The 16,118-nt window shown below is 33.0% G+C and carries 16 protein-coding genes; 11 read left to right on the top strand and 5 right to left on the bottom strand.

The window, feature by feature from the left end; genetic code table 11:
- The first annotated feature begins 266 nt into the window (after positions 1 to 266).
- A complete protein-coding gene (locus MHI39_RS22730; protein WP_180211388.1) occupies positions 267 to 1,628 on the top strand; it encodes an aspartate kinase in 1,362 nt (453 codons plus the stop codon).
- 103 nt (positions 1,629 to 1,731) lie between these two features.
- Positions 1,732 to 2,937 (top strand): ATP-binding protein, encoded by a 1,206-nt coding sequence (locus MHI39_RS22725; protein ID WP_259548083.1) that lies wholly within the window; start codon positions 1,732 to 1,734, stop codon positions 2,935 to 2,937.
- Positions 2,938 to 3,058: 121 nt separating this feature from the next.
- Here the strand turns inward: MHI39_RS22725 and MHI39_RS22720 are convergent, their stop codons facing one another.
- Entirely contained in the window at positions 3,059 to 3,637 is a 579-nt protein-coding gene (locus MHI39_RS22720) for a hypothetical protein (RefSeq protein ID WP_259548081.1), read from the bottom strand.
- 3 nt (positions 3,638 to 3,640) lie between these two features.
- Here MHI39_RS22720 and MHI39_RS22715 point away from each other — a divergent pair, with 3 nt between their 5' ends.
- Complete coding sequence (locus tag MHI39_RS22715; RefSeq protein WP_342540280.1) at positions 3,641 to 3,829, top strand: hypothetical protein; 189 nt, start codon at positions 3,641 to 3,643, stop codon at positions 3,827 to 3,829.
- A 203-nt stretch (positions 3,830 to 4,032) separates the two neighbouring features.
- On the opposite strand, the gene MHI39_RS22710 is transcribed toward MHI39_RS22715, so the two are convergent.
- Both MHI39_RS22710 and MHI39_RS22705 read right to left on the bottom strand, forming a co-directional pair.
- Positions 4,033 to 4,995: a D-2-hydroxyacid dehydrogenase gene (locus MHI39_RS22710; protein WP_342540279.1), complete on the bottom strand. Its 963-nt coding sequence runs from the start codon at positions 4,993 to 4,995 to the stop codon at positions 4,033 to 4,035.
- A gap of 191 nt (positions 4,996 to 5,186) precedes the next feature.
- On the bottom strand, positions 5,187 to 5,744 hold the full coding sequence (locus tag MHI39_RS22705; protein ID WP_259548077.1) for a 3D domain-containing protein: 558 nt from the start codon (positions 5,742 to 5,744) through the stop codon (positions 5,187 to 5,189).
- A 211-nt stretch (positions 5,745 to 5,955) separates the two neighbouring features.
- Here MHI39_RS22705 and MHI39_RS22700 point away from each other — a divergent pair, with 211 nt between their 5' ends.
- From MHI39_RS22700 to MHI39_RS22675, 6 genes are all read left to right on the top strand, one after another.
- Positions 5,956 to 6,645: a polyphosphate polymerase domain-containing protein gene (locus tag MHI39_RS22700; protein ID WP_342540278.1), complete on the top strand. Its 690-nt coding sequence runs from the start codon at positions 5,956 to 5,958 to the stop codon at positions 6,643 to 6,645.
- 14 nt (positions 6,646 to 6,659) lie between these two features.
- A complete protein-coding gene (locus MHI39_RS22695) occupies positions 6,660 to 7,355 on the top strand; it encodes a DUF4956 domain-containing protein (protein ID WP_058003141.1) in 696 nt (231 codons plus the stop codon).
- A 52-nt stretch (positions 7,356 to 7,407) separates the two neighbouring features.
- A complete protein-coding gene (locus MHI39_RS22690; RefSeq protein WP_259548070.1) occupies positions 7,408 to 9,177 on the top strand; it encodes a CotH kinase family protein in 1,770 nt (589 codons plus the stop codon).
- A 202-nt stretch (positions 9,178 to 9,379) separates the two neighbouring features.
- Positions 9,380 to 9,886 (top strand): alcohol dehydrogenase catalytic domain-containing protein, encoded by a 507-nt coding sequence (locus MHI39_RS22685; RefSeq protein WP_342540277.1) that lies wholly within the window; start codon positions 9,380 to 9,382, stop codon positions 9,884 to 9,886.
- A gap of 134 nt (positions 9,887 to 10,020) precedes the next feature.
- A complete protein-coding gene (gene tnpA / locus MHI39_RS22680) occupies positions 10,021 to 10,482 on the top strand; it encodes an IS200/IS605 family transposase (protein WP_058006971.1) in 462 nt (153 codons plus the stop codon).
- Between the two features lie 127 nt (positions 10,483 to 10,609).
- Positions 10,610 to 11,092: a zinc-binding dehydrogenase gene (locus MHI39_RS22675; protein WP_342540276.1), complete on the top strand. Its 483-nt coding sequence runs from the start codon at positions 10,610 to 10,612 to the stop codon at positions 11,090 to 11,092.
- Positions 11,093 to 11,220: 128 nt separating this feature from the next.
- Here the strand turns inward: MHI39_RS22675 and MHI39_RS22670 are convergent, their stop codons facing one another.
- Positions 11,221 to 11,421, bottom strand: a complete 201-nt coding sequence (locus MHI39_RS22670; RefSeq protein WP_058003138.1) for a cold-shock protein — start codon at positions 11,419 to 11,421, stop codon at positions 11,221 to 11,223.
- Between the two features lie 317 nt (positions 11,422 to 11,738).
- On the opposite strand from MHI39_RS22670, the gene helD reads away from it, so the two are divergent.
- Together helD and MHI39_RS22660 are read left to right on the top strand one after the other, a co-directional pair.
- On the top strand, positions 11,739 to 14,027 hold the full coding sequence (helD, locus tag MHI39_RS22665; protein ID WP_342540275.1) for an RNA polymerase recycling motor HelD: 2,289 nt from the start codon (positions 11,739 to 11,741) through the stop codon (positions 14,025 to 14,027).
- Between the two features lie 176 nt (positions 14,028 to 14,203).
- Positions 14,204 to 15,451 carry an ECF transporter S component gene (locus MHI39_RS22660; protein WP_342540274.1) on the top strand — a complete coding sequence of 416 codons (1,248 nt, stop codon included), beginning with the start codon at positions 14,204 to 14,206 and terminating at the stop codon, positions 15,449 to 15,451.
- A gap of 4 nt (positions 15,452 to 15,455) precedes the next feature.
- Here the strand turns inward: MHI39_RS22660 and MHI39_RS22655 are convergent, their stop codons facing one another.
- A complete protein-coding gene (locus MHI39_RS22655; protein ID WP_251339018.1) occupies positions 15,456 to 15,947 on the bottom strand; it encodes a GNAT family N-acetyltransferase in 492 nt (163 codons plus the stop codon).
- Positions 15,948 to 16,118 lie beyond the last annotated feature (171 nt).

Below are 16,118 nucleotides of genomic sequence, written 5' to 3'. Positions count from 1 at the left end.
GAACTGTAAAAGGCCACAGAACTATTTATTAGGAGTAAAAGCCATCAGTAAGGCTTTTACAAAACAATGAAAATAGCTATTTAGACAATAGATATATGAAATAAGAGCAGTTTCCTCATTTTAATAGTTGTGATCACTATATAGGAGTTCACTGTATAGAGACATTTGTATTCCCTGAGTAGAAAAACTCTTGCTAATTTCTCTAGAAAGAGGGATAATAAAAACTAAAATTTATCAGAAAATTTACTACAACGGGAGATGTGGATATGAAGGTTGTTAAGTTTGGAGGATCATCTTTAGCGACAGGTGAACAAGTAAAGAAGGTTTTTGATATTGTCATGTCAGATCCAATGAGAAAAATAGTTGTTGTTTCTGCCCCGGGAAAAAGGTATCCAGAGGATGAAAAAATTACGGATTTGTTAATCTCTTGTGGAAAGTACTATTTAAAAAATAGAACATTAGGTCATGCTTTCAAAAAAATAGTTGAGAGATATACAATCATTGCAAATGACTTGAATCTCTCAAGAGAATTAATCGACCAAATTAAGGAAGAGTTTGTTCGCGTGTTAAATCAGGATTTTAGTAATCCTATCATATATTTGGAAGCTGTAAAGGCTAGTGGAGAAGATGTTAATGCGAAGCTTGTGGCTGCCTATTTCCAACAATGTGGTGTTGAAGCTTCATATATGAATCCCAGGGATGCAGGGCTTTTGGTTAGCAATGAACCAGGGAATGCACAGGTTTTACCTGAGAGCTATAATAATCTAGCTAACTTAAGAAATCATCCAGGTATTATAATTTTTCCAGGATTTTTTGGGTTTAACAAAAATGGAGAGGCACTAACTTTTTCAAGAAGTGGTTCCGATATAACAGGATCTGTATTAGCAAATGGGGTTAAATCAACTATTTATGAGAACTTTACTGATGTTGATGCTGTGTATTCAGTCAACCCAATGATTATAGAACACCCAAAAGAAATTCGGGAGATTACTTATCGAGAAATGCGGGAACTATCCTATGCTGGATTTTGTGTTCTTCATGATGAAGCGTTAATTCCTGCATATCGGGCAGGAATCCCCGTACATATTAAAAATACGAATAATCCATCTGCACCAGGTACAAAAATTGTATTCGAAAGGGTACAAAAAAATGGACCTGTTGTAGGAATTGCAAGTGATAATGGATTTTGTAGTATATATGTAAGTAAATATTTAATGAATAGGGAAGTTGGATTTGGAAGAAGGCTTCTTCATATTTTAGAAAAATTTAACCTTTCCTACGAGCATTCTCCTTCTGGAATTGATGATATTTCAATTATTTTACGAGAAAGCCAATTAAATAAGGAAATGGAAAAGGAGATAATCAATTATATAAAATATGATTTGGATGCTGATGAAGTTAAGATGGAGCATGGCCTTGCATTAATTATGATTGTGGGTGAAGGCATGCGAAGGTTTGTAGGAACAGCAGCAAGAGCATCTAAAGCTTTAGCAGAAAACAATATTAATATTGAAATGATTAATCAAGGATCATCGGAAGTTAGTATGATGTTTGGTGTAAAGGAAATGGACGAAGTAAAAGCAGTTCAAGCATTATATCAGGAATTCTTTGCGAAAGTTCTTATTTAAAGTTGTGACCTTTTCGAGAAAAAACCTCAGTCCTAGAAATATGGTAAAATAATACTAGTATGTATGTTTTTTTTAATGAGGGGATCGAATTGGGGCAAAATATATGAAAGAGTTAAATCAACTATCTAATCTTAAATGGTATAAGATCATTGTATTATTTATTATTTGTATGATGGCTTCAGGTATAATCATTTCACCAGCACCGATCTTTAGCATCAAGAAAATGATCCAGCTTTTATTTACAGTGACGATTTCAATTGTCTTTTTTATCTATCCAAAAAAAGAGACATTTATGTTTAAGGGAATATTAATTTATTTAATCGCTGGATATTTTTATAGTTTATTTTTGCTTTATCCTGAAACAACGTTAAATTTTGTATTTATTACAGTATTGCCATGCATTGCTATTGCCTTTTTTCATAAAAAAATTTATTACTCGATTGGAACTGTAAATCTTATCGGCGGGTATGGAATATTTGCTTATATATATTTTATTGATCAAGGGGAAAGATTTCCTTACTTTTTAGAAGATTATTGGGGGAACATTATCAACTTTACTGCATGTCAATTTATTTTCTTTTTTGTCTTTTTTATCACTAACAGTAGAACTGAAAAATTAAAGCTTTATTATGAGCAAATTCAAAGAACAGAAAGATTAAAAAATACAGGACAATTAGCAGCAGCTGTTGCCCATGAAATTCGCAACCCAATCACTGTGGTTAAAGGATTTTTACAGTTCTATGAAGAAGATCAATTAATACCAATGAAATCAAAACAGCATTTTCAATTAATGTTGGATGAGCTAGACTTAGCCGAAAAAGTAATTTCGGATTTTCTATCACTTGCAAAGCCAAATACTGAGAAAACCCCTGTTTCCAATGTAAATGATACAGTACATAGTGTAGTTGAGTTGTTGTCGTCTTACGCTTCAGCGAATAATATTATTTTTTCATTATCCATTCATGACAACATAAATGTTCATTGCAGTAAAGTAGAAATGAAGCAATTACTTGTAAATTTCATTAAAAACGCAATAGAAGCAACGGATAAGAAAGATGGAATCATTAAAATTTCTACTGAACTTCATGAATCTAAACTACATTTACTCATCGAGGATAATGGGATTGGAATGGATAATGAAGAAATGGAAAAAATAGGAACTCCATTTTATTCTTTAAAAAGCAATGGGACTGGATTGGGACTAATGATTTGTTATAACATTATAGAGAATTATAACGGTTCCATTAAATTTAGTAGTGAGAAGGGAAAGGGAACAAAAGTAACTATCCAATTTCAAATTGCTAGGTAATGGAATGCATTGAAAAAAATAAACTGCACTGAGTGCTAATTAAGCTTAAATATATATATAAATCTGATGATTCTAATAGAATCATCAGATTTTTTAATGATACGTATTAATGAAAGCTAATTTAGTTTATGATAAATTCCTCTTGGAAATCAGTAATTATTTTTGAAATTAAATGAACCAATTCTTCACTATATTTTTTTCTTAGTGTGAATGAAATCTCCATTTGAAAGGTTTGAAAAAGATCTTTGTATCCCTCATATTCTTGTCCGTCACCTAAACGATGATAGGCGATTGATCGGTCTCCAATAAATTTCCTATCGAAGATTACATTTACTTCAGGTAAATACTCCTTTAATCCATTCGTGATGGAACGCTCGAACCAATGCTTCATTTCTTTTGAACAGGATTTTCCGTTGAGTGTGCCAATCTCTATAGCAAAAGGACCATAATGAGCATCCTTCATCCCGTGGATAGATAGATGAAGGTAGGGCTTTACTATTTGACCACTGCTAATATCCAATATAGTTAAATATTCGAGAATATCTTTAATGGTTTCCCGATATTCAATGATGGCTTCAATATTTTCAACAGAAGGACTACGATTTAAATCAGCATATTTTCTTGATACTGTACTAATTATGCCTGCACATCCGATTTTTTCTACTATATTTTCAACTAATTTATCAGGGGTATTGAGCAAGATGTGGAAAAAATGACATGTATAATTATATTAGAAGGGGCGACGGTCAGTGGAGAATTGGTCCATTCCGATGAACATAAAGGAGTTGAATACTTTTCGCTTGATGAAGCTCTTAACAAAATGGAAATACAAAAATATAAGGAAAGGCTTAAACATTGTGTAATGGAGGAGAATATTCCTTTTATCCTTTGACAAAAGTAAAAATAGTTTTTTAATTGAAGTAAATGTATAGGTAATATGAATGTTTGTATATAGTCGGTATAGGTTGCATGAGAAACGTCACTTAGAACATATTGTAGAATACAAAAAAACTGGTGTTACCTGAAAAAAGGATCTGTACATAAGGCAGAATGCCATTGTACAGATCCTTTTTTTATTCTTAGTGAAATGACTGTTTAATATCCTTTCTCATAATTAACTAAATTTGTATTTGGAACACCCTTTTGTAAATAATGTTTTAAGTTGGGGATAAATATATCCTCAATCACTCTGGATTCATAATGCTCGGTTGAACCTGCAGTATGTGGTGTAATAATGACATTTTCGAAATTCCAAAGTGGACTATTTTCTAATAAAGGCTCTTTTTCGAAAACATCTAATCCTGCTCCAGCAATTTGTTTTGTTTCAAGTGCGTGAATGAGATCATCTTCGTTTACAATTTCTCCTCGCCCAATATTAATAAAAATGGCGGTGTCTTTCATTAATTGAAACTGATCCTTACTAAACATATAATAAGTTTCACTCGTTAGAGGAGCTGTCACCACGATATAATCACAAAGTGGAAGAACAGAATTAATATGCATCATATTATATACTTTATCAAAATCCTCTTCTGATTTGTCTGACTGACGAATCCCAATCACTTTCATATTAAATGCTTTAGCAATCTTCGCTGTTTCCTTCCCTATTGCTCCAACTCCCACAATACCTATTGTTTTCCCATGTATTTCTAAACTTAAATTTTCATGATGCCATTTTTTAATTTGTTGGTTTTTAATATATGTATGGATTTTCCTCGTTAGTGCTAACATGAGGGAAAAGATTGTTTCAGAAATTGGATAAGCATGGACGCCGCTTGCAGTCGTTAATAGAATGTCTCTTTCTTTCATATGATGCAATGGAAGGCTATCTACGCCTGCACTCCAGCTTTGTAGCCAACGAAGCGAAGAATTCTGTTCTAGGCAATTTTCTTTTATTTCCTTTTTCCAACCAACAATAACTTCTGCATGATTTAAATGTTCCTTCCAAGTCTCTGGGTCTTTCCCTGAAATAATTTCCCACTCTGGAATAAGAGCCTTTATCTTTGCTTGTAGCTCTTGATGGATATTCTGTGTAATCACCAATTTTCTCTTTGACACGTTTCTCCCTCTTTTCTATTGTTCGAATACTTTAATTATACATAAAAAAAATGGGCATTTAGAAAGTAAGAACTTGATTATTCTTTTATAGTAGATAACAGTTTTCGTTTCGTCGTTTACAGTTAAGCAAGAAGCTTAGAAAGCTTACAAAAAAAACATCAAGCGCTTTTTAACACTTGATGTTTTATAAATTATTTTAGGATTTTAACTTTTACGCTTTTTCGTCCCCATTGAATGGCTTTTTGTTTTGAAGAAAAGAAGACATCAATTTTTTTACCTTTCATAGCTCCACCAGTATCGCCAGCAATTGCATTTCCATATCCTTCAACATAAACTTTTGTTCCAAGTGGAATCACTTTAGGATCAACAGAAATTACTTTCATATTAGGATTCTTTTTTAAATTTATGCCAGTTGCTGTAATTCCACTGCAACCCTTACAGCTTCCTGTATATGCAGTAGCTGTAACAGTGAATTCCTTAACTACTTTACTACTAGTAGAAGCAGCAGTCGTAGCTATCTCCTTCGTATTACTAGGAGCAATTACTAATTTTTGATTGGGAAGAATTTTATCTGATTTGAGATGATTCCATTGCTTTAATTGGTTAACCGTTACTTTATTTTGTTGAGCAATTTTCCACAATGAATCTCCGCTTTTTACTGTATATGTATTTGTGCTTGCAAATCCCGCACTTGATATTCCGACACTTAAGCATAGTGCTGTACTGATAGATATAATAAACTTTTTCAAAGAAGTCGACCCCTTTACTCTGTTTGTCATGTTAAAACAATAACATGGAAATATAACAGTTATGTTTCAGAGGTGTACTAATTCTATTACATCTTTTTTCAGATGCTATTTTCAGAGTTACATGTATAGAAGGATCCATTAATAGTTAAGTATTTTTTAAGATTTCATCTATATTCTAAAATCACTGAAGATAAATGGAGGAGGGAAAAAGTTGATTAAACATGCAAAGGGCAGAAGTGAATTAAAATATGCTGTTACAAAAGCGGACTGTCATTTATTAAGAAGAAATCTTCAATTTGTTATGCAGCCAGATCCACATGTAATGAAGGATGGGAAATATTTAATCCGTAGTGTGTATTTTGATAACCTCGAAAACAAAGCACTCAATCAAAAAAAAGAAGGTTTGAAGCATCGTGATAAGTATCGTGCTAGGCTTTACAATTATAAAACTGATTTTATTCAGCTCGAAAAGAAAAGTAAGCAAAATGACATAACTTATAAGGAAAAATGCCAAATGACGGCAATGGAATATGAGCGAGTCCGGTTAGGTGATATCAAGTGGATGGAAAATAATTCAAGGAAGCTCATTCGAGAATTATATGTCCAGATGACCTTATATCAAATAAAACCAACGACTGTTGTAGATTACGAAAGAGAAGTGTTTACCTATGAATATGGCAATGTAAGAGTTACGTTTGATAGTGAAGTAAGGACAAGCTTAAGAAATATTGATTTTTTAAACCCTGAATTACCGATGGTTCCTGCTTTGGATCCAAATATTGTTATTCTTGAGGTGAAATATGATGAGTTTTTACCTGACATTATCAAACAATTATTACAGATTGGCGATACGATGAGGACATCGTCTTCCAAATACCAACTAAGTAGAAATTATGTTTAAGGAGGACAACATAAATGAATACAACAACAAAAACAACTTTTAATGATATATTCAAATCTAGCTTTTTGGAGAATACAAGTAGCTTCTCTATTATCGATTCTCTTATTGGAATTATTGTCGCTTTTGCAGTAGGTTTATTTATTTATATGGTTTATAAAAAGACATTCTCAGGGGTGTTATACTCCCATAGTTTTAATATTTCACTAATTATTATGACGATGGCAACGGCTCTTATTATTATGGGGATTTCTACGAATATTATTTTATCACTTGGTATGGTTGGTGCTTTATCGATTGTCCGTTTTCGAACACCAATTAAAGATCCAATGGATCTTGTATACCTTTTTTGGGCTGTTGCGTCTGGAATTCTTTGCGGAGCAGGACTAATTCCACTAGCTATTATAGGTGCACTAGCAATTGGATTGGTACTGATATTCTATGTGAACCGATTAACCGTTGAAAATCCTTACCTATTAATTGTGAAGTATACCAATGAAGGCATTGAAAAGAATATTGAAGAAATAGTCTCAAAGCAGGCGAAAAAATATACTGTAAAATCAAAATCAGTAATGGGGCAAGATCTAATAGAAATTACCTATGAAGTAAGATTAAAGAAAGAAAAAGATGCTCAATTTATTAATAGTATTAAGCGATTAGACAGTGTGAATTCAACTGTCATGTTAAGTTATGATGGGAATTTTACTGCATAAAGAACTTTTCGCTATAGAAATAAAAATAAAATAGTGAAAGGAGCAATGCGATTTGAAAAATAAATATATCCTCGGATCGGTTTTATTTTTACTTCTGCTTTTTATTATTATTATGTTCGTACTTCCGAATAGTAAAATCGAAAAAACTGCGATGAATAACGAATTTATGACAAAGGTTTTTGATAAGAGTAAAGTAACAACTGTAGATATAGTTATGAATGATCAGGATTTACAAGACATTTTGGACAATCCACTTGAAGAAGAAATGGTGAAAGCATCCGTAGTTATTAATGGTAAAAAGATGAATAATGTCGGTATTCGTACAAAAGGTAATATGACATTACGATCTGTAGCGAATATAGAAGATTCTAATCGATATAGTTTCAAAATTGATTTTGATAAATATGAAGATCAGAGTCTATATGGTCTTCGGAAGTTAAATTTAAATAATGGGTATTCAGATTCCACGCAAATAAGAGAGTATATGTCCTATGCTCTTATGGAAGAAATGGGAGTCCCTACACCACAATATTCCTATATGTATGTCACTATCAACGGAGAAGAATACGGTTTATATTTAGGGGTTGAAGCTATTGAAGAGCCGTTTTTACAAAATCATTTTGCAAATGGTACAGGTGATTTATATAAGCCGGATGGAGTTGGAAGTGACTTAAATTGGATTAGTGATGACATTGATGATTATTCAGGATTGGATTTAAAGACAAATACCGAGAGCTCTGATCAATCTGCAATGATGAAAATGCTAAAGGAAATAAACACCAATAAAAACATTGAGGGTTCGATAAATATTGATGAAATGCTTAGGTATTTCGCAGCAAGTACAGCTCTTGTAAATTTAGACAGTTATCAAGGAACAATGAAGCATAATTATTACTTATATGAGGAAGATGGTAAATTCTCAATTTTGCCATGGGACTTGAACATGGCTTTTGCTGGCTATCCAGTTGGTAATAGACCTACAGGGCAAAGGGGTAACAATGAAAAAAATATAGATACTGCTCAAAATGCCAATGAAGGGGATCCTGCAAATAATAAGAATCAAGGGCCCGGTAATATGGGAGGTATGGGTACTAATTTAATGAGTGAAGAGAATATTAATTTCAGTATTTCATCTCCAGTCTCAGGAGTGACATTAGAGGATCGTCCATTATTAAATGCCTTACTCTCCAATGATCAAAATCGAAAAACGTTTAATAACTATTTAAAGGAAATAGCTAATGGTTTTTTCTCAGAGAAAAATATGAATGAAATGACGAGTAAACTATCAGCATTATTGAAACCATATATTGAAAAAGACCCTACAAAGTTCTATACTGTTGAACAATTTGAAGAAGGAATATCCGGGGAGAATAGTTTAGTTGCATTCGCAGCAAAACGGGCTGAATCAATACTTGCTCAGATTTCAGGAGAACTAGTTGTAGAGACAAATTCATCGCTAGCTAAGGGGTCAACAAAAATTGAAAATAGCGCCCAAAATTCAAATAAGATTGAAGAGAATCAGCAAAAGGATAATGAAGACCAATCTGTGAAAAATGGTGCCCAACCAAATATGGGAAATGGTAAAGTAAATGGAAACATGCAACCACCGAATATGGAAAATGGCGAAGAAAATGGAAACATACAACCACCAAATATGGGGAATGGAAATATTGGTCCAATTGAAAGAGGGGATAGGAACAATAGGAATCATTCATTAGACACTGCAACTTTTTCGAAGGAAACCATAGCTATATATTTAATCTTCTTTTTGCTACTAATTGGTGGAATGATCTTTGTCTTTAGATTTAAAAGAAGAAAATAATTATCCATTTTATATGTATGAAATCTAGAAGGCCTTTTCCAGCAATCAATATAGTTGGATATTTTATAAAATAGTATTACAATGGGGCTGTCTTACAAATGGGCAGCTCCGTTTGTATTGGACTAATTTATTTTTTTCAGCCATTTGTAAATACTAATATAGTCTGTTAATAGAGTTTATATTGAATAAAAGGAGAATACGTATGAAGGCAATTATTGTAGATGAACTAACGAATCGTATGTCTGTTGGAGAATGGGAAGACCCTAAAGTCGGTACAAATGAATTATTAATCGATATAAAAGCAACGGCTATTAATCGTGCAGATGTTTTACAAAAGTATGGAAAATATCCTGTTCCACCAGGGGTAACACCAATAATGGGCCTTGAAATGTCTGGTATTGTAGAAGAGGTAGGTTCATCAGTAAGAGGTTGGAATAAAGGGGATCGTGTATGTGCATTATTACCTGGTGGGGGATATGCTGAGAAGGTTACCATCCCTGCTGATATGGCAATCAAGATTCCAGATGATTTTTCATTTGAAGAGGCTGCAGCAATTCCAGAAGTGTTTTTAACTGCCTATTTAAATCTTTTTGAGCTTGGTCAACTAGAAAAAAATCAAACAGTATTAATTCATGCAGGAGCTAGTGGTGTTGGAACTGCAGCAATTCAGTTAGCACGCGAAGCTGGTGCTACCATTATTATGGTTTAGAAAACCCCTGGCTATGCCGGGGGTTCCAGAGAGCTTATAGCGTGGTAATAAAAAAACCTCACTTCAGGGTAAGATAAAGTTGGTTTCCCGACCACTTCATCTCACCATAGAAGGAGGTATGCCCTGTGAAGGACATGAATAGTTTAGCACACACAACATGGAATTGTAAGTATCACATAGTTTTTGCCCCAAAGTACAGAAGGCAGATTATTTATGGAAAATATAAAAAGAGCATTGGGCAAATCATACGAGATTTATGTGAACGGAAAGGTGTAATAATTCATGAAGCAAATGCCTGTCCAGATCACATTCATATGTTAGTCAGTATTCCACCTAAATTAAGTGTATCTCAATTCATGGGTTATTTAAAAGGAAAAAGTAGCCTCATGATATTTGATCGACATGCCAATTTGAAGTATCGATACGGAAATCGGAAATTCTGGTGTAGGGGCTTCTATGTTGATACAGTAGGCAGAAATAAGAAACAAATACAAGAATACATTAGAAATCAGCTAAAGGAAGACTATATGGGTGATCAATTAACATTATTCGAGGAATATGACCCATTTACAGGAGAGAAAAATAAGAAGAAATAAAGAAATTCTTTAGAATTAGTGAGTGAATGTGGTGCAGGCGGGAAACCCTCTCAGTGGGCCTTTTAGGCCAAGGCCGGTAACATAGGCTTTCAGCCGCAGAGCAAACCACCAGTTCACACTGGTGGTTTTGATTGTTACAGCAGGAAGTGAGGAGAAGCTTAGCCTTTGTAAAGAACTAGGGGCTCACTATACAATTAATTATAAAAAGGACAATTTTGCAGAAAAAGTAAGTGATATAACAGAAGGAAAAGGTGTGGATTTAATATTAGACTTTATTGGTGCATCATATTTTGAAAAAAATATTGAGTCCTTAAAAATTGAGGGTCGATTAATTTTAATTGGAACATTAGGTGGAAGTCGGCTAGAAATAGATTTAATGTCATTAATGATCAAACGGATAAAAGTATTTGGCAGTACATTACGTTCACAAACACCTGCTCAAAAAGAGAGCTTAACGAAAAAATTTGTTGAATTTGCTATGCCCCTTCTAACAAATAAACGTATCTCACCTGTCATCGATTGTGTATTCCAGCTTCACGAAGTAAATGAAGCCCATGAAAAAATGGAGAGAAACGAAAATAAGGGTAAGATTATATTAAAGATCAATTAATATATATCAGTTCAGAAGGAAAATAAAAGGGGTCTGACCCCATCATACGATATTTATTACGAAAATGATGAAATTCGCTCTAAATACTGTATGTTAAGTGGTGTCAGACTCCTTAATAGACAACCTTTTTATGCTTTTTGAACATTTGTTGCTTGTGGTCCACGTGCGCCTTCTTCGATTTCAAAGGTTACAGTTTGTCCTTCTTCGAGGGTTTTGAACCCTTCCCCTTGAATTGCTGAGAAGTGAACGAATACATCGTCCTGTCCCTCTACCTCGATAAAACCAAATCCTTTTTCTGCATTGAACCACTTAACTTTACCAGTTACCATTTATATACCTCCAAAATTCGGATATTTACTAATCTCGTTCAAACATCAATAGTTTTCATACGTAAAGTGAAATATCCATAAATAAGTAAATACACAATATATTTTTGGCACAAATACTCAAAGTATACATAAAAAAATAAAAAATAATTGCTGAAGGGAAAATAAATGAAATATTAGACAATTGCCAAAGAATATTATATAATCACAAATACGTCTTTGAACTTTCAAAAGGATAGAGAAGTCATGAATTAGTTGAGAATTCATGGCTTTTTCCTGTCTATAATGTGTTAAATGAAGAAAAAAAGGGAGGGAAGGGAATGTCTAAGGCACATCCTGATTATGAAAATGAAACGGAAAGACTCGATTTTACAAAAAAGTATATGAATGTTGTCATCCAAGCGTCAGAATCTAATGAAGAAACATTTAGGGAAAACCTAAAGCAATCATTAGAAGGCATGGATATAAAGGATAGTAGTTTTAGCTATATGACCATGTTGACGAATTCGAATCTCTTGCAACGTACAGGAGACGAGTTAAAAAGGCTAAAAAAGTTTAGAAACAAGCCTTATTTTGCAAGAATCAATTTTCTACAGGAGAATGTGAGCCAGGAAGAACATTTATATCTGGGAAAAGTCTCATTATTCGATAAAGAAACGCAGCAGCCGATTATTGTGGACTGGAGATCACCTATTGCCAACTTATATTATGATGGCCGATTGGGAGAGGTATCGTATGAGTCTGAAGGTGATACGTACCATGGTTTTTTATCATTAAAACGACAATTTATTATCGAAAATGGCGAATTGCAGGAAATTCGAGATATCGATTTAACGACAACAGATGAATTATTGCAAATGTCTCTATCAGAAAGTGCAAGCAATCGTTTAACAGAAATTGTATCGACCATACAAGAAGAACAAAATAATATTATTCGTGCAGATTTAAATAGACCGATAATTGTTCAAGGAGCGGCAGGAAGTGGAAAAACAACGATTGCGCTTCACCGTATTTCTTATTTCATTTATACCTTTGCAGAAAAGTTTACAGCTGATCAATTGATGATCTTAGCACCGAACCGCTTATTTATCGACTACATCTCAGAAGTCCTTCCTGAACTTGGTGTTGAAAATATTTTACAAACAACCTTTGTTGATTATGTACGTTCCTGTATTGGAAAAAAAATCAAACTAGTTCCTCCAGACGATAAGCTACTTCGTTTTATTAACCAAGAAATAGATAATCCCGAATTGGTAAAATGGATGTCGGAATTTAAAGGCTCTTTATTATTTAGAGACATTATTGATCGATATCTAGAAGACATACTTAAAACACTACTTCCAACTGAAGATTTTTATGTATCAAAGTTTCGTCTATATCATGCGATGAATTTAAGACAGTTAATAGAATACGAATATCGGTACCTACCTTTCTATCAAAGAATTGACAAAGTTAAGCGTGTATTACAAAACCATGTCCGCACTGAAAAGAAAAGGATGATTGATAAAGTTATTAAATTTTACGATGGTAAATTAGAAAAAGCACTTTATAGTAAAGTGAACTCTGAAAAGAGAAAAGCATACATATCAAAAGCTTTAGATAAAAAGGAGGAAGCGTTGAATGACATTAAGAAAGAAGCTAGGGTCGCTGTCAATCGATATATAAAAAAGCTACCAAAGCATGATTTGTTTTATTATTTTAAGCAGCTTCTTACCAATAAGGAAATATTCAAAAAATATGCCGATGGTTTACTTGATGAGGATAAAATTGAGTTTTTCATTCATTATCAAATGAAATTAATGTCTAATGGCATGTTTGAAATAGAAGATTTGGCATCCTTGCTATATTTACAGGGAAAAATATTTGGAATTGATCAGCAGTTACGTGTGAAGAACATCGTTATAGATGAAGCGCAAGATTATAGTTATTTTCAATTATTTGCGTTAAAAACTGTATTAGAAACTGATATGTTTACAATTGTTGGGGATCTAGCGCAAGGTATTCATTCGTATCGAGGTATTAAAGATTGGAGCATCGTTCAAAATGAGATTTTTCCAAGAGCGAGCTATAAAACCCTTCAAAAAAGCTATCGGACAACTGTTGAAATTATGGAAGCAGCTAATCAAATTCTAAAGTTACTGAAGTTAGAACTACCAATTGTAGAACCTGTAGTGAGACATGGACAAAAGCCTTCATTCCATACAATTTCAACAAAAATCGATGCCATTCAATTAATGGAACAAGAGATTAATCAATTGTATAAAAGAGGTATGAAAACTGTGGCAATAATAGGAAAAACGAATAAAGAATGTCAGGAATTAGCTAAGCTATTTAAAAAGCACTCGTCCCTTTCGATTCAAGTTTTAAAAGAAAATCAAGAAATCCATAAAGATGAAATTGTCATTGTCAGCTCAAATTTATCAAAAGGTTTAGAGTTTGATGCAGTTCTCATCTGCTCTTTAGATGATTCATTTCTGGATTCTGAAATTGATATAAAATTATTATATGTGTCGATGACTAGGCCACTGCATCATTTGTCTTTATATGGAAAGGATTTAGCTTGCTTCTTACTAGATCAAGTGAATGAAGATGTAATCATCAAATTATGAGGGAAACGTGTTGTTGGAAACCTTCTTTCTAACAGCACGCCTTTAGTATTCTATCTAAAACTCTCCTAAAAATATTTGGCTGTAAAAGTGAAATTATGTCACTTTAAATGAAGGAAAATTGCGAAAATTGTCGTATTACTAACGTTAATATGACAGAATCGGGGAGTAATACTTATATGGAAAAATTGATTTTACATGTGCTTTTTATTTTATTGCCTGTACATATTTATAGTGTTTTTCTTGAGAATAGAAAGGCAGGTCAATCTCCATATATTTTAGGTATAGTAAATAGTTTATGTGCAATTTTAACGATGTCATTTTCAATCTCTGCATTTAGTTTGTATTGGGATTTACGTTATATCCCTTTAGTTATCTCTATTTTTTATTATGGTCCCATTTCTGGCTTTATTGTATTTCTCACCATTTTAATTGAACGAATGATTATAGGTGGTGAGGGTGTCTGGATAGCCTATATATGCCTTATCGTAGCCGTACTATTTCCTATGTATATTAGAAAGAAATTTAACCACAGTTCAAGAAGAAAAAAGATTTTCCTAGCTACAATATCTGGAATCCTAATTGCTATAGGTCAATTAGTCATTACATACACTTACCTTTATTTTCATTATGGACAACAACTAAATGGAATAAAATTATTTTTTATTGTTCTTGTTTATGGTGTAATACAAACCTTTGGGATATTAATTTCTACTTTATTACATGAAAAAATACTAGAAAAGAAGCTGTTGCAACAAGAGATCATTCGAGCGGAAAAACTGAATACTATGGGGGAAATGGCCGCATCCATTGCCCATGAAATTCGTAATCCATTAACAGTAGTAAAGGGATTTCTCCAATTAATGCAAAAACAGGAAAAAAACGATAACCTTCAATACCTTACTCTCATTTTAAGTGAATTAGCTAGGGCAGAGCTAATTATTAATGATTATTTAAATTTTGCTAAACCTCAGTATAAAAAGGTAGAAGAAATTCAGTTGGGGGATACCCTATTTCATGTTGTCACCTTAATTGAATCTCTAGCCCTTAAAAATGGAGTAAAGTTGGAATTTTATGGGGAAAAGAACCCGATAATTCTAGCAGATCGAAACCATCTTATTCAAGCGTTTATCAATCTTATTAAAAATGCAATTGAAGCAACTCCGAATAAAGGGAGTGTTGTTGTAAAAATAGATGAAGACAATGATTATATCTATATTAAGATTTTAGATACTGGTAAAGGGATGTCAAAAGAACAATTATCTAAAATTGGAACCTTATACTATACAACAAAGGACAAGGGGACGGGGATTGGAACAACTGTATCGTTAAAATTTATTGAGGAAATGAAGGGGAAGGTTACCTATCAGAGTACCCCAAATGTAGGAACTGAGGTAACAATCCTTTTTCCACGGATCAAAAAATAGGATTCTATTGTGGGACTTTAAATGTCTGTGCCAGACACTTCTCACCACTTTCAATGACCATATTTTCCGAGTACTCTAGTTGCATTTCTTTGAAAAGAGATTTCCAAAATTGGATGGCATTTTGATTCTTTTCCAATTGAACAACGTAATAGGTTCCTGGATAAGCAGAAATTAGTTTCTTTACGGCTTGTCCAGCAAAACCTCTTTCTCGATATTGGGTGAAAATAAATATATCATTAACGCAATAATCGATAGTCTCGCTTTTTTCTGTCTTAACAAATAGGAGGAAACCGACCACCATTTCATCAAATTTAATAAAATATGGAACAAGATTTGATTTAGTGAAAAAGTAAGTCAAACTGTCGTATTCAAATATTCCTTGATCATTTGTTTTAAGCTGATTCGTATATTTAGACAAATCATCTAAATAAAAATGGAGCATATTTTCCAAAATACTCTTTTCTTCGAGCTTAACCTCAACCAATTCAATTGACATATGTAAAATCTCCTTTCTACGACGATTAAGAAAGTGAAAAAAATGAATACAACTCTTAGTTGTTTCTCCACTGTTCTATCCCTCTGCCACTATTGCTGTCTCAGTTAATTAAGACACCTATGCTTTTCTTATTGTAAAAGAAAATAAACGAAAAGAGAATAGGTGAACCAT

Source organism: Heyndrickxia sp. FSL K6-6286, from assembly GCF_038630395.1.
Classification (GTDB): domain Bacteria; phylum Bacillota; class Bacilli; order Bacillales; family Bacillaceae_C; genus Heyndrickxia; species Heyndrickxia oleronia.
Note: the sequence above shows the minus strand (reverse complement) of the source record. Positions and strands in the feature narration are given on the sequence as shown.